The sequence below is a fragment of the Sphingomonas sp. R1 genome (assembly GCF_025960285.1).
GTDB lineage: Bacteria > Pseudomonadota > Alphaproteobacteria > Sphingomonadales > Sphingomonadaceae > Sphingomonas.
Genome location: NZ_CP110111.1, coordinates 1,915,872 through 1,940,106, shown reverse-complemented (window position 1 = coordinate 1,940,106; position 24,235 = coordinate 1,915,872). Strand labels below are relative to the sequence as shown.

At 67.4% G+C, this 24,235-nt stretch carries 21 protein-coding genes; 6 read left to right on the top strand and 15 right to left on the bottom strand.

Going from position 1 to position 24,235, the window contains the following annotated elements:
• Positions 1 to 8: 8 nt before the first annotated feature.
• The 5 genes from OIM94_RS09460 to OIM94_RS09440 form a co-directional block, all read right to left on the bottom strand.
• Entirely contained in the window at positions 9 to 800 is a 792-nt protein-coding gene (locus tag OIM94_RS09460) for a peptidylprolyl isomerase (RefSeq protein ID WP_264606489.1), read from the bottom strand.
• A gap of 83 nt (positions 801 to 883) precedes the next feature.
• Entirely contained in the window at positions 884 to 1,393 is a 510-nt protein-coding gene (gene coaD, locus OIM94_RS09455) for a pantetheine-phosphate adenylyltransferase (RefSeq protein ID WP_264606488.1), read from the bottom strand.
• 20 nt (positions 1,394 to 1,413) lie between these two features.
• Positions 1,414 to 2,322, bottom strand: coding sequence for a polyprenyl synthetase family protein (locus tag OIM94_RS09450; protein WP_264606487.1), 909 nt, complete (start codon positions 2,320 to 2,322; stop codon positions 1,414 to 1,416).
• Positions 2,323 to 2,325: 3 nt separating this feature from the next.
• Entirely contained in the window at positions 2,326 to 2,571 is a 246-nt protein-coding gene (locus OIM94_RS09445; protein WP_121074070.1) for an exodeoxyribonuclease VII small subunit, read from the bottom strand.
• A 54-nt stretch (positions 2,572 to 2,625) separates the two neighbouring features.
• Positions 2,626 to 4,668 (bottom strand): alpha/beta hydrolase family protein, encoded by a 2,043-nt coding sequence (locus OIM94_RS09440; RefSeq protein ID WP_264609804.1) that lies wholly within the window; start codon positions 4,666 to 4,668, stop codon positions 2,626 to 2,628.
• Between the two features lie 142 nt (positions 4,669 to 4,810).
• On the opposite strand from OIM94_RS09440, the gene OIM94_RS09435 reads away from it, so the two are divergent.
• Positions 4,811 to 6,190 carry an NAD-dependent succinate-semialdehyde dehydrogenase gene (locus OIM94_RS09435; RefSeq protein WP_264609803.1) on the top strand — a complete coding sequence of 460 codons (1,380 nt, stop codon included), beginning with the start codon at positions 4,811 to 4,813 and terminating at the stop codon, positions 6,188 to 6,190.
• Between the two features lie 52 nt (positions 6,191 to 6,242).
• On the opposite strand, the gene OIM94_RS09430 is transcribed toward OIM94_RS09435, so the two are convergent.
• The 3 genes from OIM94_RS09430 to OIM94_RS09420 form a co-directional block, all read right to left on the bottom strand.
• A complete protein-coding gene (locus OIM94_RS09430) occupies positions 6,243 to 7,922 on the bottom strand; it encodes a long-chain-fatty-acid--CoA ligase (RefSeq protein ID WP_264609802.1) in 1,680 nt (559 codons plus the stop codon).
• A gap of 124 nt (positions 7,923 to 8,046) precedes the next feature.
• Positions 8,047 to 8,253: a hypothetical protein gene (locus OIM94_RS09425; RefSeq protein ID WP_264609801.1), complete on the bottom strand. Its 207-nt coding sequence runs from the start codon at positions 8,251 to 8,253 to the stop codon at positions 8,047 to 8,049.
• A 54-nt stretch (positions 8,254 to 8,307) separates the two neighbouring features.
• The gene (locus OIM94_RS09420) at positions 8,308 to 9,837 is read right to left on the bottom strand and encodes a sensor domain-containing diguanylate cyclase (RefSeq protein ID WP_264609800.1); all 1,530 of its coding nucleotides are present in this window, start codon (positions 9,835 to 9,837) and stop codon (positions 8,308 to 8,310) included.
• A gap of 272 nt (positions 9,838 to 10,109) precedes the next feature.
• Here OIM94_RS09420 and OIM94_RS09415 point away from each other — a divergent pair, with 272 nt between their 5' ends.
• A complete protein-coding gene (locus tag OIM94_RS09415; protein WP_264609799.1) occupies positions 10,110 to 11,312 on the top strand; it encodes a DUF418 domain-containing protein in 1,203 nt (400 codons plus the stop codon).
• 18 nt (positions 11,313 to 11,330) lie between these two features.
• On the opposite strand, the gene aguB is transcribed toward OIM94_RS09415, so the two are convergent.
• Entirely contained in the window at positions 11,331 to 12,179 is an 849-nt protein-coding gene (gene aguB, locus OIM94_RS09410; protein WP_264609798.1) for an N-carbamoylputrescine amidase, read from the bottom strand.
• Between the two features lie 231 nt (positions 12,180 to 12,410).
• Here aguB and OIM94_RS09405 point away from each other — a divergent pair, with 231 nt between their 5' ends.
• Complete coding sequence (locus tag OIM94_RS09405) at positions 12,411 to 14,234, top strand: methyl-accepting chemotaxis protein (protein ID WP_264609797.1); 1,824 nt, start codon at positions 12,411 to 12,413, stop codon at positions 14,232 to 14,234.
• Between the two features lie 15 nt (positions 14,235 to 14,249).
• On the opposite strand, the gene OIM94_RS09400 is transcribed toward OIM94_RS09405, so the two are convergent.
• From OIM94_RS09400 to OIM94_RS09390, 3 genes are all read right to left on the bottom strand, one after another.
• Entirely contained in the window at positions 14,250 to 14,600 is a 351-nt protein-coding gene (locus OIM94_RS09400) for a DUF3147 family protein (protein ID WP_264609796.1), read from the bottom strand.
• Positions 14,597 to 15,574: an agmatine deiminase family protein gene (locus OIM94_RS09395; protein WP_264609795.1), complete on the bottom strand. Its 978-nt coding sequence runs from the start codon at positions 15,572 to 15,574 to the stop codon at positions 14,597 to 14,599. Before OIM94_RS09395 ends, OIM94_RS09400 begins: the two co-directional genes overlap by 4 nt.
• A gap of 117 nt (positions 15,575 to 15,691) precedes the next feature.
• A complete protein-coding gene (locus OIM94_RS09390; protein ID WP_264609794.1) occupies positions 15,692 to 17,320 on the bottom strand; it encodes a M28 family metallopeptidase in 1,629 nt (542 codons plus the stop codon).
• Between the two features lie 132 nt (positions 17,321 to 17,452).
• On the opposite strand from OIM94_RS09390, the gene OIM94_RS09385 reads away from it, so the two are divergent.
• Positions 17,453 to 19,435, top strand: coding sequence for an alpha/beta hydrolase family protein (locus tag OIM94_RS09385; RefSeq protein WP_264609793.1), 1,983 nt, complete (start codon positions 17,453 to 17,455; stop codon positions 19,433 to 19,435).
• A gap of 104 nt (positions 19,436 to 19,539) precedes the next feature.
• Here the strand turns inward: OIM94_RS09385 and rpsD are convergent, their stop codons facing one another.
• Both rpsD and queG read right to left on the bottom strand, forming a co-directional pair.
• Positions 19,540 to 20,154: a 30S ribosomal protein S4 gene (gene rpsD, locus OIM94_RS09380; RefSeq protein ID WP_066720121.1), complete on the bottom strand. Its 615-nt coding sequence runs from the start codon at positions 20,152 to 20,154 to the stop codon at positions 19,540 to 19,542.
• Positions 20,155 to 20,300: 146 nt separating this feature from the next.
• Complete coding sequence (queG, locus tag OIM94_RS09375; protein WP_264609792.1) at positions 20,301 to 21,446, bottom strand: tRNA epoxyqueuosine(34) reductase QueG; 1,146 nt, start codon at positions 21,444 to 21,446, stop codon at positions 20,301 to 20,303.
• A gap of 41 nt (positions 21,447 to 21,487) precedes the next feature.
• Here queG and OIM94_RS09370 point away from each other — a divergent pair, with 41 nt between their 5' ends.
• Both OIM94_RS09370 and OIM94_RS09365 read left to right on the top strand, forming a co-directional pair.
• A complete protein-coding gene (locus OIM94_RS09370; RefSeq protein ID WP_264609791.1) occupies positions 21,488 to 22,414 on the top strand; it encodes an ABC transporter ATP-binding protein in 927 nt (308 codons plus the stop codon).
• On the top strand, positions 22,411 to 23,625 hold the full coding sequence (locus OIM94_RS09365; protein ID WP_264609790.1) for an ABC transporter permease: 1,215 nt from the start codon (positions 22,411 to 22,413) through the stop codon (positions 23,623 to 23,625). The genes OIM94_RS09370 and OIM94_RS09365 overlap by 4 nt, the downstream gene beginning before the upstream one ends.
• 317 nt (positions 23,626 to 23,942) lie before the next feature.
• Here the strand turns inward: OIM94_RS09365 and OIM94_RS09360 are convergent, their stop codons facing one another.
• Positions 23,943 to 24,206, bottom strand: a complete 264-nt coding sequence (locus OIM94_RS09360; protein WP_264609789.1) for a hypothetical protein — start codon at positions 24,204 to 24,206, stop codon at positions 23,943 to 23,945.
• Positions 24,207 to 24,235: the final 29 nt, after the last annotated feature.

The following is a 24,235-nucleotide window of genomic DNA, read 5'->3' as shown; positions in this document are numbered from 1 at the left end:
GGCTGCGATTACTTCTTCTTGGGCGCCGGCTTCTTCGCCGCCGGAGCGGGCTTGGCCGCGGCAGGCTTGGCCGGGCCGACCGGGATCAGCATGGGGCCGGCGGCAGCGGGCGCGGCCGGCGCCAGCGGCTGATAGGGCGGGGGATTGTCCGACTGGATATAGGCGTGGATGATCTTGGTCGGGTTCTGCGGCGGCTCGCCGCGCTCGATCTTGTCGACCCACTCCATGCCCGAGGTGACGCGGCCGAACACGGTATAGTCGTGATCGAATGCGAGCTTGGGCTGCATCATGATGAAGAACTGGCTGTTCGCACTGTTCTCCGCCTCGGCCTTCTGCTCGGCGGTGGCGTTGTCCGGCGCGCCGCGGCGGGCGGCGGAGACGGTGCCGCGCACGTGCGGCAGCGAGCTGAACTCGGCGGGCACGTTGGGCAGATCCGAATCGCCGGTGCCGTCCCCCTTGGGATCGCCGCCCTGGGCGATGTTGTAGGGATCGTCGACCACCCGGTGGAAGGTCAGGCCGTCATAGAAATGCTTGCGGGTGAGCGTCTTGATCCGCTCGACCATCTTGGGGGCGACGTCGGGGCGCAGCCGGATGATCACCCGGCCGCCGGTCGAGAGGTCGAGCACCCAGCTATTCTCGGGGTCGGCGGGAACCAGCACCGCGGGGCGGGTGTTGGCATCGGCATTGACGCCCTTGAACGGCTCGATGACGGGCTTCGGCTTGCCTCCGCCACCCTGGGCCAATGCCGGCACGGCGAACAGCGTGGCGGCCAGGGCGGCCATCGTGGCTAGGAAACGCATCGAACTTCCCACTCGTTTTCTGGTGAATGCGCGGCTCTACCGCAATCCCCGGGCAGCGCAAAGCCCGGTGCGTGACGGCGCGCTCAGTTCCCGCCCTTGCGCCCGAGCGCCTCGACGCGGGCGGCGACATCGGCCTCCACGGCGGGGGTGACGAAGCGGTGGATCGGGCCGCCATAGAGCGCGATTTCCTTGACCAGCCGGCTGGCGATCGGCTGGAGCGAGACATCGGCCATCAGGAAGACCGTCTCGATCCGGTCGTTGATCTGCTGATTCATGCCCGCCATCTGATATTCGTATTCGAAGTCCGCCACCGCGCGCAGGCCGCGGACGATCACGCTGGCGCGCTCGCGCTCGGCAAAGTCCATCAGCAGCGAATCGAAGCTGACCACCTCGATCGATCCCCCGAGATCCTCGACCTCGCGCCGGACCATCGCCATGCGTTCCTCCACGGTGAACATCGGAGACTTGGACGGATTGGTCGTCACGCCGATCACCAGCCGATCGACCAGCTTCGCGCCGCGCCGGATGATGTCCATATGTCCGCGGGTGATCGGATCGAAGGTGCCGGGATAGACCCCGATACGGCTGTGCATGCGGGTTCTCCCCTTCGCCCTTAGCGATCGCGTTCGAGCGTGAAGCGCGCCACGTCGCGCAGCAGATCGGCCTCGGGGCCATAGGCGTGGAGATGCGCGATGGCCTGATCGACCAGCATCCGCGCCTGTTCGCGCGCGCGATCAATGCCGAGCAGCGACAGGAAGGTCTCCTTGCCGGCTGCGCCGTCCTTGCCCAGCTTCTTGCCGACCACCGCCTCGTCGCCCTCGGCGTCGAGGATGTCGTCGACGATCTGGAAGGCAAGGCCGATGTCGCGGGCATAGCCCCGCAGGCCTGTGCGACCTTCGTGCGGCACGCGGCCGAGGATTGCGCCGCATTCGACCGCGCACGAGATCAGGGCGCCGGTCTTCATTGCCTGCAGCCGGGTGACGGTGGCGAGGTCGAAGCTGGCCTTCTCCGCTTCCAGGTCCATCATCTGGCCGCCGGCCATGCCCGCGGGACCCGAGGAGCGCGCAAGCTCGGAAATCAGCTCGACGCGCACGAACGGATCGGCATGCGTGGTCTCGCTTGCCAGCAGTTCGAAGGCGAGATCGTGCAGGCAGTCGCCCGCCAGGATTGCGGTCGCCTCGTCAAAGGCCTTGTGCACCGTCGGCTTGCCGCGGCGCATGTCGTCATCGTCCATCGCCGGCAGATCGTCATGGATCAGCGAATAGACATGGATGCATTCGAGTGCGGTCGCGACCCGCGCGGCGCAGCTCTTGTCGACCGCGAACAGCTGCGCGGTGGCGAACACCAGCAGCGGCCGCAGCCGCTTGCCGCCGCCGATCGCGGCGTGGCGCATCGCGCGATAAAGGTCGGCGCGGGGATCTTCCGGCACCTCCAGCAGCCGGTCGAACTGGGCGTCGATCTCGGCCGCGACCTGGCGCAGCGCCGCTTCGAGCGGAAGCGAGGCATGGGGCACGCTCGCCACGCCTCAGCCGGCCGCGAAGGGCGTGGTGCCGGCGGCGCGGCCATCGGCATCGGTACGGATCGCCTCGATCCGCGCCTGGGCCGCATCAAGGCGTGCCGCGCATTGCCGGCGCAGCTGGTCGCCGCGCTCATAAAGGTCGATCGCCTCCTGCAGCGCCGCTTCCCCGCTCTCCAGCCGGCTCACGATCTTCTCCAGTTCCTTCAGCGCCTCTTCGAAGGAGAGCGCCGTGATGTCTGCTTGGGTAGCCATGGTGCCGCTATGCGGCAGGGCGGGGCCCGATGGCAACCGGGCCCCAACATGTATTTACTGGCCGGCGGGCTTGGCCCCGGTGCGGTAGCGATCGAACCAGGCGAGGATCGCCGCCGCCTTGGCCGCCGACTGGCTGGGCCGCGCGGTGAAGCCGCCATGGCTGGCGCCGGGCACCTTCACCAGCGCGGTCGGCACGCCGCGGATCTGGAGCGCGGCATAATATTGCTCCGATTCGCTTACCGGCGTGCGGTAATCCTCGCTGCCGACCACCACGAGCGTCGGCGTCTTGACGTTGCCGACCAGGCTGAGCGGCGAGCGGTTCCAGTAGCTCATCGGGTCTTCCCAGGGCTGCTTGGCGAACCAGTAGCGCGAGGTGAAGCCGGTAGCGTCCATGGTCAGCGCCTCGCTGATCCAGTTGATCACCGGCTTCTGCGTGGCGGCGGCCTTGAAGCGGTCGTTCTTGCCGACGATCCAGGCGGTGAGCACGCCGCCGCCCGATCCACCGGTGACGAAGAGGTTGTCGGGATCGGCGACGCCCGCGGCGATCGCGGCGTCCACGGCAGCCATGAGGTCGCCATAGTCGTCGCCCGGATATTTCTTGTCGATCAGGTCGGCGAATTCCTCGCCATAGGACGTGCTGCCGCGCGGATTGGTGTAGAGCACCGCATAGCCGTGCGCTGCGTAAAGTTGATAGTCGGTGGAGAAGCCCGGTCCATAGGCAGTGTGCGGGCCGCCATGGATCTCGAGGATCGTCGGCACGCGGGTGCCCGGCTTCACCCCCGGCGGGGTGACCAGCCAGGCGTCGATCTTGCGGCCGTCGGGCGCGGTCACCGCAAGCGGGGTGGCCGGCGCAAGCGTCTTGGCCGCCAGCACGTTGTCGTTGAGCCGGGTGAGGCGGCGGCCGTTTACATAGATGTCGGCCGGATGCAGCGCATCGCCGCCGGTATAGGCGATCGTCCCGGCGCCCGAGACGCTGAAGCTGCCGCCGGTATAGGGCCGGTCCAGCCCCCCGCCGGTCAGTCCGGTGGCGACCGTGGTCACCTTGCCGTCAAGTCCGACCCGCGCGACCAGCTTGCGGCCGTGATCGTCATAGGAAACGAACAGGCTGCGGCCGTCCTTCGCCCAGACCGCCGTATCGATATCGCGATCGAGCGCGGCCGTCAGCGAGCGACTGCCGGTGCCGTCGCGGTTCATCACGTAGAGCTGCGTGGTCTGGAAGCTGCGACGGGTGTCGTCATAGCCGAGATAGGCGATGCGTGCCCCGTCGGGCGACAGCACGGGTGCGGCATCGGGGCCGTAGCGCTTGGTCAGCGGGGTGAGGGTGCCCGAGGCCACGTCGACCGCATAGATCTCGCTATCGTTAGGCTCGCGCTCCCAATCCTTGCGGCGATTGCTGGAGAAGAAGATCGTCCGGCCATCGTTCGACCAGACGAGCGGGCCGGCATCGTCGACGGTGCCGAAGGTGACCTGGCGCGGCGCGCCGCCATCGGCCGACACGACGAAGAGGTGGTCCGCGCCCGGCTTCAGATAGCCGCCGCCATCGGCGCGATAGGTCACGCGGTCGATCACCTCCAGCGGCTCGGCCCATTTTGCGCCCTCCGGCTTTGGCGGCTGGCTGCCCAGCTTCATGCCGTCGCCGGGCACCGTCATCGTGTAGGCGATCTGCTTGCCATCGGGTGACCAGCTGATCGCCTGCGGGCTCTCCGGCAGGCCGGTCACGCGCGCGGTGGCACCGGTCGCCAGCCAGCGGACGAACAGCTGCGGCGCGCCGCCCTCGGCGCTCGAGACATAGGCGAGGCGGGAGCCGTCGGGCGACCAGCGCGGCTGGCTGTGCGATCCGGAGCCGGTGACGAGCGGAACCTGCTCGCCGGTCTTCACGTCGACCAGCCAGATGCTGGCGCGACCGCGATCGGTCATGATGTCGGCCGATTGGCGCACATAAACGACCTTGCTGCCGTCCGGGCTGATCTGGGGATCGCTCGCCTGCTCCAGCGCGAACAGGTCGCTGCCGGAAAACAGGCGACTGGGCCCATCCTGGGCGAGGGCGGTCGCGGGCAGGGCGGTGCCGAGGAGCAGGGCGATGGCGGCGAGGCGCATGGTATGAGGTTCCCCCGAATGTCGTGGGGGGAACCTGCGTCGGCGCCCCGGCCTTGGCAAGCCGACTATTTGCGCGCGTGTCGATTGCCCGGGCGGCACCCTGCGCCTAGCGCGGCGTTGGGCAGGCGAAGGAGACTTGCAGATGTTCGAAATCATCAACCCGGCGACCGGCGAGACGGTCGATCGCATTGCGGAACTCGACGATGCCGGGATCGAGGCAGCCCTCGCACGGGCCGCTTCCGGGTACCGGCAGTGGCGGGAGACGTCGATCGAGGTCCGCACCGCGCTGCTGGGCAAGATCGCCGACACCTGGGAAGCCAACAAGCAGCACCTCGCCGAGCTGGCGGTGCGCGAGATGGGCAAGACGATCACCGCCGGCATCGCCGAAGTGGGGAAATGCATCTCCGGCTTCCGCCATTATGCCGAGCAGGGCCCGGCCTATCTGGAACCGACGACGGTCAAGACGCCAAGCGGCCATGCCGTGGCGCGCTGGCTGCCGCTGGGGCCGGTCCTGGCGGTGATGCCGTGGAACTTCCCCTATTGGCAGGCGGTGCGGTTCCTGGCTCCGACCATCCTTGCGGGCAATGTCGCGCTGCTCAAGCACGCTTCGTCGGTGCAGGGCTGCGCGGCGGCGATGGAGGACATGGCCCGGCAAGCGGGCGCACCCGAGGGGTTGTTCCAGAACCTTGCGATCAGGTCGGACAAGGTCGATGCGATCATCGCCGACAGGCGGGTGGTGGCGGTGACGCTGACCGGCTCCGAAGGCGCGGGCGCCAAGGTGGCGGAGGCCGCGGGCCGTGCGCTCAAGAAGGTGGTGCTGGAGCTGGGCGGCTCCGATCCGTTCATCGTCATGCCCTCGGCCGATCTTGATGCAGCGGCGAAGACCGCAGTGAGCGCGCGCGTCCAGAATGCGGGGCAGAGCTGCATCTGCTCGAAGCGGATGATCGTCCATGCCGAGGTGTACGATGCCTTTCTCGACAAGTTCGTCGCCGGCATGGAAGCGGTGAAGATCGGCGATCCGATGGACACGGAAACGGTGATGGGCCCGCTTTCCAGCGTCCAGCAGCGCGATACGGTGCTGGAGCAGGTGGCGAAGGCGCAGGGCGCTGGCGCCAGGCTGCTGACGGGCGGCACGAAGATCGAGCGGGAAGGCGCCTGGATGACCCCCGGCGTGCTGGTCGATCTCGATCCCGAGAGCCATGTCGCCAAGGAGGAAATCTTCGGGCCGGTCGCAGCGGTCTACAAGGTCGCCGATATCGACGAAGCGATCGCGCTGGCGAACGACGTGCCGTACGGCCTCGGCTCGTCGGTATGGACGCAGGACGAGGGCGAGATCGAGCGCTTCGCCCGCGACATCGAAGCGGGAATGACCGCAGTGAACGCGTTGCTCGCTTCGGTGCCGGAGGCGCCGTTCGGCGGCGTGAAGCTTTCCGGCCATGGGCGTGAGCTCGGGCCCTGGGGGCTGCACGAGTTCATGAACCTGAAGGCGGTGATGTTCGGCGCCGGCAAGCCGGGGGATTGAGGGCGCCGTCTTCTTGGCCCCTCCTCCTGGGAGGAGGGGCTTGAGACGGAAATCACCGCCCCGCCTTCACCTCGGCCAGCAGGTCCTTGCGGCTCAGCTTGCCGATCATCGTCTTGGGCAGGCTGTCGCGGATCACCACTTCCTTCACGCGCTCATGCTTGCCGAGCTGCGCGTTCAGCCAGCCGCACATCTCCTTGGCGTCCGCGGTCATGCCGTCGTTGAGCGCGACATAGGCGTGCGGCAGCTCGCCATGATAGGGATCGGGCAGACCGAGGACGAGCGTCTCCTTCACCGCGGGATGGGTGTAGAGCACCGCCTCGATCTGGCTGGGGAATACCTTGAACCCGCCGACCGCGATCATGTCCTTCAGCCGGTCGACGATGTGGATATAGCCATCCTCGTCGATGATCCCGACATCGCCGGTACGCAGCCAGTGATCGTCGACGAAGGTGCCGACATCGGCCTCGGGACGGTTCCAATAGCCCTGCATGATCTGCGGCCCCTTGACGACGATCTCGCCGGGTTCGCCATCGGGGGCGGGCTTGCGGGGGTCTTCCTTGTCGACCAGCCGTACGCGCGTGCCGGCGATCGGCTGGCCGATCGTGCCGCTCTTGTTGAGCCCGACATAGGGATTGGCCGAGACCACGCCAGAGCTTTCCGACAGGCCATAGCCTTCGATGATGTGCGCGCCGGTGATCGATTCCCAGTTGAGCTTGAGCTGCTCGGGCAGCGGCGCGCCGCCCGAGATGCAGAAGCGCAGCGACGAGAAGTCGGAAGGCTTCATGCCCGGCGCGTCGAGGAGCGCCTGGTACATGGTCGGCACGCCGGGCAGCGAGCGGGGCTTGGTGCGGCGCAGCTCGGTGAGCACCTGCTGCGCGTTGAAGCGCGGCAGCATCACGATCTTGCCGCCGGTGATCACCGTGCGGTTGAGCACGCAAGTGTTGGCGAAGACGTGGAAGAAGGGCAGCACGCCAAGCACCGAATCCTCGGCCTGGCCGAGTTCAGGGTCGAGTTCGGACACCTGCCGGGCATTTGCCGAGAGATTCTGGTGGGTGAGCACCGCGCCCTTGGGCGTGCCGGTGGTGCCGCCGGTATATTGGATCAGCGCGACATCGCGCTCGGGATCAAGGTTCGGGCGTGCGCAATCGCCCTTGTTGGCGATCAGCTTGGAGAAGGCAAGAATGCGCGGATCATGCGGGCGGGCGGTCACCTCGCTGCCGCGGAACAGCTGGTAAAAGAGCGACTTGGCGGTGGGCAGGGCGCCCGCCACCGAGCCGACGACCAGCCGCTCCAGATCGCTCTTTTCCAGCACCTTGAGCGCGGTGGGGAGCAGCGCGGTGGCCGACAGGGTAAACAGCAGCCGGGTGCCCGAGTCGGCGACCTGCGCGGCGAGCTCGTCGACCGAGTAGAGCGGCGAGAAATTCACCACCGTCGCGCCGAGCTTGAGGATGCCGTAATAGGCCGCCACGTAATGCGGCACGTTGGGCAGGAACAGACCGATGCGGTCGCCCGCTCCATAGCCCAGCGCGCGCAGCCCGCAGGCAACGCGGTTGGCGCCGTCCAGCACCTCGCCATAGCTGTAGATGCGACCCATGAAATCGAGCAGCGGGGCGTGCGGATGGGCCGCCGCGCTCTCCTCGAACAGGTCTACCATGGACCGCGGCGCGTAGCTGCGATCCCACTCTCCTGGATGCCGATAGGCGGTCTTCCAGACCATTTCGGGCTTTGTCATTGACATCAGTGTAAGCAAGCGGGTTTTGGCATGCAAGCGTGCTTTTCGGCACGCGCGACACCTTCGTCGCGCAGGCCTTGCGCTCCGTCTCTACGACGATATTCCCTATGGGTTTCGCGGCGGGTTAGCGCGCGAGCTGGCGGCTCCAGGTGACGAGCACCGAGACGGCGAGAATGCCGAGGTCGATCGCGGCATGCACCTGCTGGGGCGCCGAATCGCCGGCGCGGTGGGTGAGAATCGCGAGATCGGCATGCGGGCGCTGCGGACGCACCACAACAAGCGCCAGTGCAATGACCCCTGCGACGAGCACCAGGCGCTGGAAACGCGACATGCAGACTTTTCTCCCTGGCCCGGACCCTACACGCGTTGCGGATCCGGTACAAGCTCAGGCCGTGCCGAGCAGCGAGGCGCGAACCCGGTCGCGACCGGCGGCCTTGGCGTCGAACAATGCGCTGTCGGCGCAGCGATACAGCGCCTTCCAGTCGATCTCCGTGGCCAGCGACCCGGTGCAGGTGCCAATGCTCGCGGTGATGGTGAGGTCGAACGGCATGCGGATCTTGCGCAGCATGGCGAGCAGCGCCTCCGCCTCGATGTGTGCATCCGCCGGGGTGAGCAGCGCGAATTCCTCGCCGCCCATGCGGGCGACCAGCACGGGATCGGGTGCGGCAGTGCGCAGCGCGCGGGCGAACAGGCGAAGCACGTCGTCGCCGCCGTCATGCCCCAGCGTCTCGTTCACGCGCTTGAAATGGTCGATGTCGATCAGCAGGAGTTGCTGCGGGGCGGTGCGTCCGATCGCGCGCTGCAGGAACGCGCGGCGATTGAGCAGGCCGGTGAGCGGGTCGATGTCGGCCAGCTCGCGGGCCAGCATCTCGCGGGTGAGCGCTGCGTCGCGTTCGTCGCGCAGGAACTTGATGCGATAGGCAACCGCTAGCGACGAGACCAGCGCCTCCGTGCCGATCGACAGGATGGTGGAATTGTCGATCCAGAAATTCCAGGGCAGCAGGTGCATCGCGGCCAGCACCCGCACGCAGGCGAGCAGGATCGGTGCGCTCCACGCGATGGCGAACAGCCACAGAAAGCGCGAGCCCAGCCGCCACGCGCTCCACAGCGTCGGGACGATGATGGCGATCAGTCCGCCAAAGGCCAGCGTGTAGAGCAGATCCGCATAGCGGAGGTCGGCGGCGCCCAGCACCACCACCGCGAGCGCCGAGAGCGGCACCGCCATCGCGACGATCTGGCTGGCCCGGTCCAACCAGCGCGGCAGCGCCTTTTCCTCGAAGAAGCTGCGGGTGAACAGCGCCGCTGCGCCGCCGGCGAGGCCCACGAAGAGATAGTTGAACCGGATGCGATCATTGTTGGCGAGGATCGGCGCCGCCCAGGCAAGCGCGCCGGACGAGCTGACGGTATAGCCCAGAAGCGCGGTGAGCAGCATGCAATAGTGCAGCTGGAACCGGTGGCGCATCGCACACCAAAGGGCGAAATTATAGACGATCAGCGCAAAGGCGACGCCCGCGAAGAAGGCGTAGAGCGCGGCCAGCACGAGATTGGCGGCGTCGCCCTCCGCGAGGGTGGCGAGGCGGACGCCCAGCATCACCCCGCGCAGATTGGCCGCATCCTCGACATGCAAGAGTATCCGGACCAGCGCCGGATCGCGCACCGGCACCGGCAGCTGCGCGACAGCGCCGAGCTGGATCAACGGGGCTAGTCCGCGTGCATCGCTTTCCCATCGCCGGACCGCGCCGTCCGCATAGAGGAAATAGACCGTGCTGCGGCCCTGCCACAGGCTGGCGAAGCGCAGCACCAGCGGCGTCAGGAAGGTGGATCGCCGATCGGCGACGGTGGTGATCGCCCAATAGGTGCCAGCACCGAATCGGTGTTGCGGCGTTGTGCAGTCGAAACGGTCGGGGTGTCGCAAAAGGGTGTCCGCAGCCTGTCCGGTATCGCGGAGCACACAGACGCCAAGTGGTTGACCGGCAACGCCTGCTTGGGCATGTGCCGGTCGCACGATGCATGACAGCAGCGCGAACAACGCGATGCTCAGCAGACGGCGGATACGCGCGCTAACCATGGTGGCGTGGCTACGCCTGTCGGACAAAGAAGACGTAAATGAGGCCTGTATCGTGCATAGCTGATAGCGGTGAAGGCAGCCTTGGGGATGGCGGCCCGGATCGCCCGCCAAGGATGCCGATGCGAGAACCCCATGCCCCCGCCCGCCAGAACCCTGCCCGGCTCGATGTCGTGGACGTGTTGCGCGGGTTCGCATTGATGGCGTTGTTCCTGGTGCACGTCATCGAAAGTTATGAACTGTTCTGGGCGGGAGAGAAACCCGGCTGGATCACGGAAACAGTGTTCGCCCTGTTCATGGGCAAGAGCTTTTCGCTGCTCGCACTGTGTTTCGGATTCAGTTTCTTCATCCTGATGTATCGAGCCGCGCAGCGCGGGCAGGATTTTACGGCGCGTTTCGCCTGGCGCCTGCTGATCCTGGAGGGAATCGGCTTCCTGCATTCGCTGGTCTATCGCGGCGACATCATGCAGACGCTGGCCGCGATCGGCTTCCTCCTGCTGCTGTTCCATCGGGTGCGCAGCAACGCGGTGCTGCTGGCGGGCGCGGCCTTCTGTCTGGTCGGGCCGTCGCTGATCGTGCAGCTGATCGCCGGCGCAAGCGGTGCGGCCTGGGCCAATGGGCCGGCGCTGTCCTCCGTCGATCCCGGAATGCCGATCTATCTCAGCGGCGATCTGTGGCAGGTGCTGCGGGTCAACCTCTGGGCCGGGCAACAGTCCAAATACTGGTTCTTCCTCGAATATGGCCGGATGGTGCAGATCCTCGGCCTGTATTTGCTTGGGCTGGTGCTGGGGCGGACCAACTTCTTCGGCAACCTGGGCGAGAGCCGCCGATGGCGTGCCTGGGCGCTGCCGGGCGCGGCGGTGCTCGCCGTCGCACTGTTTCTTGCCCGCGAGCCGCTGCGCGAGGCGTTCATGGCGCAGGGCCTGGGACCGGGGGCGGGCCGGGCGTTCTGGGCATTGATCAACCTGTGGCTGGATCTCGCCGGCACTGCCTTCTGGGCGCTGCTGGTGATCGCGCTCTACGATAGCCGCGCGCGCTGGCTGGTGCGGCCGCTGGCGTCGCCGGGGCGACTGACGCTGACCTATTATATCCTGCAGTCGATCGTGTTCGTGCCGCTGTTCTACCATTACGGCCTGGGGTTGTACGACGATTGGAGCGCCGGCACCCGGCTGGGTGTCGCGCTGTTCGCGATCGTCGTGCAGATCGTCGCGGCGCACTGGTGGCTGGCCCGCTTCCAATATGGGCCGATCGAGTGGGTCTGGCGGGCGCTCACCTATCTGCGGCGCGACGTGCCTTTCCGCCGCAAGGCACCGGCGCGCGGCTGACGCGCCGGGAAGCCGCGATCAGATGTCCTGCACCAGCCGGCCGTACAGCTCCGGCCGGCGATCGCGGAAGAAGCCGAAGGCGGCGCGGTGGCGCTTCACCCGATCGATATCCAGCGTCGCGGTGATCACGCCCTCTTCCTCGCGATCGAGTTCGGCGAGGATGTCGCCGCGCTCGTCGGTGATGAAGCTGGTGCCGTAGAAGGTCTGGCCGTGCTCGGTGCCGACGCGGTTGGCGGCGATCACCGGCACGACGTTCGATACGGCGTGGCCCACCATCGCGCGCCGCCACAGGCGGGCGGTGTCGAGGCTGTCGTCATGCGGCTCGCTGCCGATCGCGGTGGGGTAGAAGAGCAGCTCGGCGCCCATCAGCATCATCGCGCGCGCGGTTTCGGGGTACCACTGGTCCCAGCACACGCCCACGCCCAGCTTGGCGCCGGGTCCGTCCCACACCTTGAACCCGGTGTTGCCGGGGCGGAAGTAGAACTTCTCTTCATAGCCCGGGCCGTCGGGAATGTGGCTCTTGCGATAGACCCCGGAAACCTTGCCGTCCGGGCCGATCATCGCGAGGCTGTTATAATGGTGCGGGCCATCGGCTTCGAAGAAGCTGGTGGGGATGTGGATCGAAAGCTCTGCGGCGAGCGCCTGCATCGCCAGCACCGCCTTGTGCTCGGTCACCGGCTTTGCGTTGGCAAACAGCCCCTCGTCCTCGACGCGGCAGAAATACTCGCCTTCGAACAGCTCCGGCGGCAGCACGACCTGCGCGCCGCGACCGGCCGCCTCGCGGACCAGTTCGGTCACGCGGGCGATGTTCGCGTCGATATCGTTCGAAAAGGCGAGCTGCAGTGCGCCGACGGTGATCTGGGTCATGCGGCGCCATGTAGTCGATGCAGGCGCGGAATCCAGTCCCCGGCGATGCACCGGTGCGCATGCCTAGGGAATTTACCGGTGGCGCCTAAAAATGCGCGCGCGTCGGAGGGCTTCCCTGCAGCGTGGTTCTATAAGGTTGAAGATATGCGGGAGTCCCGCTCGACGTGCCGACCATCCCCGGCAGGCGAGGCGTCTGCTTCCCGGGATGGTACCCATGCGTAAGGCGCGCCGATGACGATCAAGCAGAAACTTCTCGGATGCCTCGCCCTCTTCGGAATCGCCACGCTGTTGCTGATCGGCGTTGGCTACTGGTCCGCCCGGTCCAGTGAGCGGGCGCTGTCGACCCTCCTCACCGATCGGGTGCTGCCGCTGCACGATCTGAAGATCGTCGCCGATCGCTATGCCGTGCAGATCGTCGATACCGCGCACAAGGCTCGCAACGGCAATATCGGCTTTGCCGAGGCCGCGAGCAATGTCGCTGCCGGCAGCGCGGAACTGCACAAGGCCTGGGCAGCATATCGGCAGACCGAGATCGCCGGCGAGGAAAGCCGCGTTGCCGCGGAAGCGGAAGCGCGGATGCAGCTGGCGGACCGCAAGGTCGATCGGCTCCACGCGATCCTTCGGGCGGGCGATGCCGCCGCCCTCGACGGCTTCGTTCGCCATGAGCTGTATCCCGCGATCGACCCGGTCTCGGAATCGATCAACCGGCTGGTCGATCTGCAGATCAAGATATCGGAGGAGGTGGCGAATGAAGCCAGGGGCACTGCGGGCTTCGCGCGACTTTCCATGGCGGCGCTGGGTCTGCTGGCGGGCGCGGTGCTCGTCGTCTCGTTTCTTACCATCACCCACAAGGTGATCGCGCCGATCCGCCGGCTGGCGAAGATCATCGCCGAGCTGGCGCGTTCCTCGGGCGAGACGACCCTGCCGCATCTCGAGCAGCAGGACGAGATCGGCGACATCACGCGCTCGGTCGACGGCTTCCTGAAATCGGCGATCGCGAAGGAACGGGATCGCGCCGACGCCGCCGCTGCCGAACAGACGACGGTCACCACGGCGCTGCGCGACAGTCTCGCGGCGCTCAAGGCAGGCGATCTGACCCGGCCGGTCACGGCGGCGTTCCCTGCCGCCTATGCCGAGCTGAAGAGCAACTTCAACGAGGCGTTGGACAATCTGCGCACGCTGATCGGCACCGTGATCCAGAGCGCGCAGGGCATCAGCACCGGCTCGAAGGACATCGCCCAGGCGTCGGAGGATCTGGCCCGCCGCACCGAAAGCACGGCGGCCTCGCTGGCCGAAACCGCAGCCTCGATCGGCGAGATCGATGGCCGCCTGAAAGCGACCGCGGCGGCGGCGAGCAACACGGTCGAGCGCGCCAACGGCGCCATCCACACGGTGGAGGGCGGACGCGCGATCACCGACGAGGCGGTGCGGGCGATGAGCCGCGTTGCCGACAGCGCCAAGGGTATCGACGGGGTGATCGAGGGGCTCGACAAGATCGCCTTCCAGACCCGCGTGCTGGCGATGAACGCTGCCGTCGAGGCCGGGCGGGCCGGCGAGGCCGGGCGCGGGTTCGCAGTGGTGGCGGACCTGGTTTCGGCGCTGGCGATGCGCGCCGAGGAGGAAGCCAAGCGTGCGCGCGATCAGCTGACCGTCACCCAATCGGAAATCGGCACAGCGGTGGACGCGGTGCAGAAGGTCGACGGCGCGCTGTCGAACATCGCGCAGGATGTCGCGCAGGTGCACCAGCTGCTCGGCGGCATGGCGACCGACAACAATGCCCAGGCCGCCGCCATCGTGCAGGTGACCACCGCGGTGCACACCATGGACAGCGCGACCCAGCAGAACGCGGCGATGGTCGAGGAAACCTCGGCGGCGGCGCGCAACCTGTCGAACGAGACTCGGTCGCTCAGCGATCAGGCGAGCAGGTTCCGCGTCGCGGACAGCGGCGGCACATCGCTCCAGGGCAAGTTCGCGACACCCGCCGAGGCGCGGCCGCTGCCCGTCGCCGCAGTGCGCGCCATGACCCGCGATGTCGAGGATTGGCAGAGCTTCTGACGCGCCGCGGCGGGCTCAGAGCGTAATGCCGAACCGCGCGAGCGCCGCCGCGGCCATGAAGTAGAGCAGGATCGTCAGCGCGATGCCGGCGAGCAGGGCCGGCGCGAAGCCCACCCCCGATCGCAGCAGCGCCGGCACCAGCAGGAACATCGGCAGCGAGGGCAGGACGTACCAGAAGGTCGCCTGGAGATGGTCTGCGACGCGCACCGGATCGTGCGTGTCGCGCCACAGCCAGATCGCCCCGAGCAGCGAGATCAGCGGCAGCGACGCGACCAGGGCGCCGAACGCGGGACTGCGCCGGGCGAGCATCGCCACGGCGGCGATGATCAGCCCGGACAGCAGCGCGCGGACGGCGAAGGCGGTCACGCAGGCGTTGGAATCTGCTGCGAGATGCAGTGGAAGCTGCCTCCGCCGGTGAGGATGTGATCCGCCCGCTGGCCGACGATCACGCGGCCGGGGAATAGGCCCTGCAGCGTCTGAATCGCGGCGTCGTCGTTGGGCTGGCCGTACAGCGGCACCACCACGGCGGCATTGCCGATGTAGAAGTTCATGTAGCTGGCCGGGATCACCTCGCCATCCTCGTCCAGCACCGCGCCGGGGGAGGGCATGCGCACCACCTCGACGCCGAACGCCTCGGCGCGGGCGACCGCATCGGCGTAGATCGCGGCGTTGGGATCGTCCTCCGCCGGGGTCGGGATCAGCAGCCGGTTCGGGCCGACGAAGCGGGCGAGATTGTCGACATGGCCGTCGGTATGGTCGTTGGCGAGGCCGTCGCCCAGCCACAGCACGCGGGTGTAGCCGAGGTCGCTGGCCAGCTTCGCCTCGATCGCGGCGCGGTCCAGGTCCGGGTTTCGGTTGGGGTTGAGCAGGCACTGTTCGGTGGTGACGCACAGCCCGGTGCCGTCGCCGTCGATCGCGCCGCCTTCGAGCACCCAGCCATGCTGCACGGCGCTAAGCTGCCGGCGGGCGGCGAGGCGCGCGCCGATCGTGTCGTCGCCTTCGAGGTCGTACTTGCCGCCCCAGCCGTTGAAGCCGAAATCCTGCGCGACATTGTCGCCGGTGATGATGCCGGCGGTGTCGCGCAGCCAGATGTCGCCGAACAGCTCGGTCACCACCTCGGCGGCATCACCCGCCATCGCGCGGGCGGCCTCGGCCGCGGCGTCATCGGCGGCGACGAGGATCACGCGCTCGCCGCGGCCGTCTGCGTGCACCGCGCGGGCAAAGGCGATCACTTCTTCGCGGGCGGGCGCCAGATCTTCGACCCAGAGGTCGCCATGGCTGGGAAAGCCGATCCATACCGCATCGTGCGGCGCCCATTCGGGGGGAGGAGTACGAGTCATGGCGCGGCCTTTAGCCCTGTAGCGTGACAGGGGAAAGGCCGACGGATGACCGGGCGCTTCGCACAAGCCGTCATCCCGGCGAAAGCCGGGATGAAGACGGAAGAGGCGTGGACCGCGTTACTGCCCCGCCCGCGCCTTGTCCCGGATGCTGCGGAATTCGGCGTCCTTGAACCAGTTGGGCCAGCTGCTGCCCTCGGCCAGTGCACGGCCGAGGCCGTAATAGATCCGCAGGTCGGACAGCGCGCCGTCCCAGTTCCAGCCCGGATTATATTCGTCCTGCGGCTTGTGATAGCGCTTGTCGGTATAGTCCTCCGCGGCCTTGGCGCCGGCCGCCTTGCCGCCGGCGACGAGATCGTCGCCGCTCTCGCCGTACAGCATCGGCACGCCAAGCTTGGCGAAGCTGAAATGGTCGGAACGATAATAGCTGCCCTTCTCGGGCGTGGACTCGACGCCGATCACGCGGCCCTCCGCGGCGACCAGCGGCTTGACCATCTCCTCCAGCTCGGACTTGCCCGCGCCGACCAGCACGAAGTCCTTCGCCTTGCCGACGATGTTGAGCCCGTCCATGTTCACGCCTCCGACGGTCCTGGCGAGCGGATAGACCGGGTGCTCGGCATAATATTGCGAGCCGATCAGCCCCTGTTCCTCGGCGGTCACTGCCAGGAACACCATGCTGCGCTTGGCCGGGCCTGCCTTGGCGTTGGCCTCGGCGAGCGCGACCAGACCGGCGGTGCCGGTGGCGTTGTCCACCGCGCCGTTGCAGATGTCGTCGCCGTTCACCGGCTTGCAATGGCCGAGATGATCCCAGTGTGCCGAGAACAGCACCACTTCGTCCGGCTTCGCGGTGCCGGGGAGGATGCCGACGACGTTCTTCGATGCCTGGCGCTTGATCCCCACGCCGAAGCTGGCCGAGGCCTTCACGCCCAACGGCACCGCCTTGAAACCCTTGTGCTTTGCCGCCTCGACCAGCGCGGCATAGTCCTTGCCCGCGCTGGCGAAGAGCGCCTTGGCCGCATCCTGCTGGATCCAGCCGATCAGCTGCGACTGGTCGGCATGGTCGCCCGGGGTGTCCTGCTCCAGCTTGGGGCCGCCCCAGCTGCTCTCCACCACGCCCCAGCCATAAGCGGCGGGTTCGGTATCGTGGATGATGATCGCGCCCGCCGCGCCCTGGCGCGCGGCTTCCTCGTACTTGTAGGTCCAGCGGCCATAATAGGTCATCGCCCGTCCGCCGAACGGGCCGTCCAGCGTCATCGTCTGCCAGTCGGGATCGTTGATCAGGATGACGACGGTCTTGCCGCGGACGTCGAGCCCGGCATAGTCGTTCCAGCCGCGCTCCGGCGCGTTGATGCCATAGCCGACGAATACGACCTCGCTGTCCTTCAGGTCGATCTTCGGGGTTACGCGGTAGGTGGAGAACACCGCCTCGCTGCCATAGGCGAGCGCCACCGGCGCCTTGCCGCCGGTGAAGGCGAGCGTGCTGGGGTTCTGGACGCTGAGCTCGACCAGCGGCACGTCCTGCACCCACTGCCCGTTGTTGCCGGGCTTGAGCCCCGCCTTTTGGAAACGCTCGATCAGATAGGCGATCGTCTTGTCTTCGCCGGCGCTGGTCGGCTTGCGGCCTTCGAACGCGTCGGAGGAAAGGGTTTCGGTGACGGTCTTGAGCGTTTCGATCGAAATGGCGGGGGTGGTCTGCGCCTGGGCGGCGGTGGTCGATAGCAGGGCGAGGGCAATCAGCGGAAAGCGCATCCAGGGCTCCATCGGTTCGGATCGCGCCAGCCTGTCAGGTCACGCCGGGCTGTGCAATGCGCCGCCGCCTCAACCCATGTTGCGAAAAGTTGCTGCGGTTCTAGGATTGGCGCCAATCAATCTGGGGGGACTATGAAAAATCTGGTTCGGGCGATGCTGCTGGCAAGCGCGCTGCTGCCTGCCGCCGCGATGGGGCAGAGCAAGGATGCCGCGAAATTCGGCACTCGCGAATATATCGAGCAGATCAGCCTCTCGCCCGACGGCACGCGCGTCGCCATGATCGAACCCGTGCTCGGCCGCGGCAGCGCGCTGGTGGTGGCGGACGTGACCACGGGCGCCACCAAGGTGGTGCTCCGCTCCAGCGGGGCGCCCGACCGGCTGCGCAACTGCCACTGGGCCAGCGATACCCGCATCATCTGCAACGTCTACATGATCCAGCAGGGAACCGAGAAACTGCCCTTCACGCGGATGGTGACGCTGAACGCGGATGGATCGGATCTCAAGGTCTTGAGCTCGCGTGAGAGCAGCAGCGCGCTGGAGATCATGCAGTTCGGCGGCACGATCGTCGACTGGGGCCCCGACGGGTCGAACGGATCGGTGCTGATGACGCGCGACTTCGTGCCGGAATATTCGACCGGTACCCGCCTGGCCAACACCCAGGAAGGGCGCGGCGTGGAACTGGTCGACGCAACGACGCTGCGCCGGAAGACGGTGGAGACTCCCCGGCAGGGCGCGCTTGAATATATCAGCGACGGGCATGGCGCCGTACGCGTGATGGGTGTGGAGACCGCCAACGCGACCGGCCTGCGCACCGGCCATATCATCTACAGCTACCGCACGCCGGGCAGTCGCGATTGGAAGCGGCTGGCCGAGTTGACCGAGACGCCGACCGGCAGCGTCGGCTTCGATCCCTATGCCGTCGATCGCGACCTGAACGTGGTCTACGGCTTCGCCGCCGAGAACGGGCGGTCGGCGTTGTACAGCATCTCGCTCGACGGCAGCCTGACCCGCAAGCTGGTGTTCGACAATGCGAGCGTCGACGTCGACGGTCTGGTGCGGATCGGGCGACAGCGTCGCGTCGTCGGCGTCAGCTACGCCACCGACACGCGGGTGACCGAGTTCTTCGATCCCGAACTGAAGACGCTGCGCCAGGCGCTGGCCAAGGCGTTGCCGGGCAAGCCGCTGGTCACCTTCGTCGACGCGAGCGCCGATGAGTCGAAGCTGCTGCTGTTCGCAGGCGGCGACAGCGATGCGGGCACTTACTATCTCTATGACAAGAAGACCCGCAATCTGGGCGAGGTGATGGGGTCGCGGCCGCAGCTGGCGGACGTGAAGCTCGCGAGCGTGCGGCCGATCAGCTTTCCTGCGGCGGACGGCACGATGATCCCGGGCTATCTGACGCTGCCGGCCGGCAGTGACGGCAAGAACCTGCCCGCGATCGTGATGCCGCATGGCGGCCCCGGCGCGCGCGACGAATGGGGGTTCGACTGGCTGGCGCAATTCTATGCGGCGCGCGGCTTCGCGGTGCTCCAGCCCAATTATCGCGGCTCCACCGGCTATGGCGACGCCTGGTACCAGAAGAACGGCTTCCAATCGTGGCGCACCGCGATCGGCGATGTGAACGATGGCGGCCGCTGGCTGCTCAAGCAGGGAATCGCCGCGCCGGGCAAGCTCGGCATCGTCGGCTGGTCTTATGGCGGCTATGCGGCGCTGCAGACCTCGGTGCTCGACCCCGATTTGTTCAAGGCGATCGTGGCGATCGCGCCGGTGACGGATCTGGAGGCGCTGCGCACCGAAGCATCGGGCTATACCAACTTCGCGCTGGTCGACGCCTTTATCGGGCACGGCGCGCACGTTCGCGAGGGCTCGCCCGCGCAGAACGCCGGCAAGATCAAGGCGCCGGTGCTGCTGTTTCATGGCGACCAGGACCTGAATGTCGGCGTGGGCGAATCGCGGCTGATGGCGTCGCGGCTGCGCGGGGCGGGCAAGCAGGTGGAATTTGTCGAGTATAAGGGGCTCGATCACCAGCTGGAGGACGATACGGTGCGCACCCAGATGCTCGACAAGAGCGATAGCTTCCTGCGCACCGCGCTGGGTCTTCCGGCCAGGCCCTGAACGCCTCCAGGGGAATGCGCTCGTCGCATTCCCCACCGGAGGCGCCCAACGAAAAAGGGCGGCCCCGAAGGACCGCCCCGTTTCTCGTTCCCGAAGGAGCCGAATTAGCGCGAGTAGAACTCGACGACCAGGTTCGGTTCCATCTTCACCGGGTACGGCACTTCGTCGAGCGTCGGCACGCGGGTGAAGGTGACCTTCGCCGCGCCGTCCGGTGCGACATAGTCGGGGATGTCACGCTCGGCGAGGCTCTGCGCTTCCATGACGAGCGCCATTTCCTGCGCCTTGCCGCTCAGGCTGATTTCCTGGCCCGGCTTGATGCGGCGCGAACCGATGTTGCACTTCTCGCCGTCGACGCGGACGTGGCCGTGGTTGACCAGCTGGCGAGCCGCGAAGATCGTCGGCGCGAACTTGGCGCGATAGACGATCATGTCGAGGCGCTGCTCGAGCAGGCCGATCAGGTTCTGACCGGTGTCGCCCTTCATCTTCGAAGCGTCTTCGTACGAGCGCTTGAACTGCTTCTCGGTGATGTCGCCGTAATAGCCCTTGAGCTTCTGCTTGGCGCGCAGCTGGATGCCGAAGTCCGACATCTTGCCCTTGCGGCGCTGGCCGTGCTGGCCCGGGCCGTATTCGCGCTTGTTCACCGGGGACTTCGGACGACCCCAGATGTTTTCGCCCATGCGGCGATCGAGCTTATGCTTGGCGCTGGAGCGCTTCGACATGTCAATTCCTTACCAATTGCTGTGACGTTGACCCGGGCGGCGAGCCACCCTGATCGCGATCCCGGTTTCGCCTGTGCTTCTCTTGCGGGAAAAGCGCAGGGCCACCGCTTCACCGGGGGTGCGGGGCCAATTGCGAAGCGGCGCGCCTAGCGGGCGGGGGCGGGGGTGTCAAGCCCGGCCCATTCCGCCGCGACCTGGGGATCGGTTTCCAACGCGCTACGGGAAGCCCGCTCGTCCCGCGCGCGGAAGGGATCCAGCCGTTCGAGCGCCCAGATCGCAGCACCGCGCACCACCGGCGCGGGATCGTCGAGCAGCGCCAGCACCGCCGGCACCAGCCGGGCGCTGCCGCTGTTGCCGGCAGCAATCAGGCAGTTGCGTACCATCCGGTCGCGGCCGATGCGCTTGATCGGCGACCCGGCGAAGACCGCGCGGAAGCTGGCATCATCGAGCGCCAGCAGATCGGCAAGGTGCGGTACGGTCAGCTCGGCGCGCGGGTGGAAGGCCAGGTTCGCCTGCGCGGCGGCGGCGAACTTGTTCCAGGGGCATACGGCAAGGCAGTCGTCGCAGCCATAGATGCGGTTGCCGATGCCGGTGCGGAGGTCGCGCGGAATCGGGCCCTTGTTCTCGATGGTGAGGTACGACACGCAGCGGCGTGCGTCGATCCGGTAAGGGGCGGGGAAGGCACCCGTCGGGCAGGCCGTCTGGCACGCATCGCAGCTGCCGCAGCCGCCGCCGCTCGGGCCATCCGATGCCAGATCGAGCGTCGTGTAGATCGCGCCGAGGAACAGCCAGCTGCCATGGCTGCGGCTGACCAGATTGGTGTGCTTGCCCTGCCAGCCCAGCCCCGCGGCTTCGGACAGCGGCTTTTCCATTACCGGCGCGGTATCGACGAATACCTTGACGTCCGCGTCCGGCGCCTCCGCCACCAGCCAGCGGGCCAGTTCCTTCAGCCGGCGCTTGACCACGTCGTGATAATCGGCGCCCTGGGCGTAGACCGAGATGCGGCCGATCTCGCCTTCGTTCGCCAGCGCAAGCGGATCGATGGCGGGCGCGTAGCTCATGCCGAGCGCGATCACCGATCGCACCGCCGGCCAGAGGCCCTTGGGACTGCCGCGCTGTTCGGCGCGCTCCTCCATCCACAGCATGTCGCCATGCGCGCCTTCGCCCAGCCAGGCGCGCAGCCGCGCGGCGGTCTGGGGCGCGGAATCGGCGGCCGCGATGCCACACGCGGCGAAGCCGATCTCCGCCGCCTTCACCTTCAGCCGTGTTTCGAGGGACTTGTCTTGCGCCACGCGCTCCCGCTACCACGTCGTGAAGAGTTGGGGGAGGCAAAGTGCAGCAACTGGCCGTCAGTGCCTCCGGGCTTGTCAAGCGCTTCGGCGACCGCCGCGCCGTCGACGGTGTCGGCATCGCGGTGCCCCAGGGCCTTATCTACGGGGTTCTCGGCCCCAATGGCGCGGGCAAGACGACGACGCTGCGGATGCTGCTCGGCATCATTGAGCCGGACGAGGGCGAGCGCACCCTGCTCGGCAGCCGCCATCCCCGCGACGAAAGCGACCGCGTCGGCTATCTTCCCGAGGAACGCGGGCTCTATCCCAACATGAAATGCCGCGAGGCGATCGCGTTCATGGGGGCGCTGCGCGGGCTGCCCTGGAAGACGGGGCGCCAGCGCGCCGATGCCCTGCTGGAAAGCGCCGGGCTCGGCCATGCCGCCGACGACAAGATCCGCAAGCTCTCCAAGGGCATGGCGCAGCTGGTGCAACTGCTTGGATCGGTGGTGCACGAGCCCGAGTTGCTGGTGCTCGACGAGCCTTTCTCGGGACTGGACCCGGTCAACCAGGAGCGGCTCGAGCTGCTGATCCGCGCCCAGCGCGATCGCGGCGCCACCATCCTCTTCTCCACCCATGTGATGGCACATGCCGAGCGGCTGTGCGAGCGCATCTCCGTCATCGCCGGCGGCAAGGTACGCTTCGAGGGCACGGTGGACGAAGCCCGCGCGCTGCTGCCGCTGCGGGCACGCTACACGCCGCATCACGATGCCGATGCCATCGCCGCGATGCTGCCGCCGGACGCTGTCCGGCAGGAGGGCAGCTGGCGCTTCACGGTGCCGGATGGCGGCATCGAGGCGCTGCTCGTGCGGCTGATCGATGCCGGGCACGGCATCTCCGGCCTGTCGATCGAGCGGCCCGGCCTGCACGATGCCTTTGTCCGCATCGTCGGTGCCGAGGCGCTGGCCGATCAGCTGGAGACGGCGGCATGATTCCGCGGTTCCTCCGCCACGCGCTCACCATCGCCCGTCGTGACCTCAAGGCGACGGTGATGACGCCCACCTTCCTGCTGTTCCTGCTGAGCCCGCTGCTGATGATCGGCTTCGGCGTGATCGGCGGCCTCAGCGGCCAGGCGGCAGGCGCGGCGGGCGAGGCGCGCCAGGTGATCGTGGCGATCGCGCCGGCGCGCCAGCACGAGGCACTGCGTACCGCTGATCGCGAGCTGCGCAGCGTGTTCACCCGCGACTCTGCCCGACCCAAGCTGCACCTCGAAGCATCGCAGGGTGATGCCGTGCGGCAGGCGCGAGCGGCGTTTGGTTCGGATGCGATCGAGGCAGCGGCGGTGCTGTATGGCCCGCTCGATCGACCAACGGTGTTGCGTCGCGCCGGAGCAGAGGCGGAGGGGCGTTACCTTGCCGCGCTGGCCGCGCAGACCTTGCGGGCCGAACATGCCGGCGGCATCCGCAGCACCCCGCACTTCGAGACCGTCACCCGCGAGGCGCCGACCGTCAGCGGGCGCGGGCAGGCGGCCTATTTCTCCACCTTCGCGATCTTCCTCGTCACGCTGATGCTCTCGGGCCAGGCGGTCGGCGCGATGGCGGAAGAGCGATCGAACAAGGTGATCGAGATCCTCGCGGCCGCGGTGCCGCTGGAAAGCGTGTTCTTCGGCAAGCTGCTCGGCGCATTCGGATCGGCGCTGCTGTTCGTTGCCTTCTGGGGTACGCTGGTCGCCAACCTGCCCAAGCTTCTGCCTGCGGGCATGGCCGGCATCGTGTCCGATCTCAGTGTTGCGGTGGGGCCGATCTTTCCGCTGCTGCTCGTCGGCTATTTCGTAATGGCCTATCTGCTGCAGAGCGCGGTGTTCCTCGGCGTGGGCTCGCTCGCCTCCACGCAGCGCGAGATCCAGATGCTGTCGCTGCCGATCACGATCTTCCAGTTCGCGATGTTCGGCATGGCCTCCTATGCGGCGGGCAATCCGGACAGCTGGGTAGCGACGGCGGCGCAGATCGTGCCGTTCAGCTCACCCATGGCTATGGCCGCGCGCGCCGCGAACGCACCGGAACTGTGGCCGCATGCGCTCGCCTTCGCATGGCAGGCGCTGTGGGTGGCGATCACGCTCAGCATCGCGGCGCGGCTGTTCCGGCGCGGGGTGCTCAAGTCGGGGAGTCCGAAGCGCGGGAAGAAGGTCGCCCTTCAGGGATAAAATTGAAACCGAGCACCGTCTGGTGTATATAGGTCTATGCGAGTGTCAGGGCTTTCCCTGGTTCACGGGAACCCCCGCCGCTGCAACGGTGGGGGTTCTTCGTTCAGGGGAGACGCTGCAACGCCTCCCCCTCCCGGTACGCTTACTTTTGACGCGCGACTTCAATCACCTTGAGGATCAAGGTGGCGAAGGCAAACAGCGCCATCAGCAGAACGCACACTTCTGCGAGTGTCATGTGTGGTTCCTTGGTTCAGGCAGCGGGATTGCTGCCGACAACCAAGCTATCCCAATTCATTTCGAAGTTGAATCGATCGACCTCAGTGCGTCGCGCCGTCGATCGCGTTGCCCGTCCGGTCCACGCCGTTGGCCAGCGCGTCGCCGGCGTCGTCCGCGCCATCACGGATCGCGCGGCCGGCGGCGTCGGCGCGGTTCTCGATCCGGTCGCCCAACCGATCGGCCGCATTGGCGAGCGAGTCGCCGGTACGATCGAGCGAATTGTCGACGCGGTCCTCGGTGCTCGGGGAGCAGGCGGCGAGGCCCAGCGCGAGGGCAGGCAACAGAACGGACAGAGTCTTCGGCATATGGTCTCCTGGGTGTCTAGCCAGCGGGC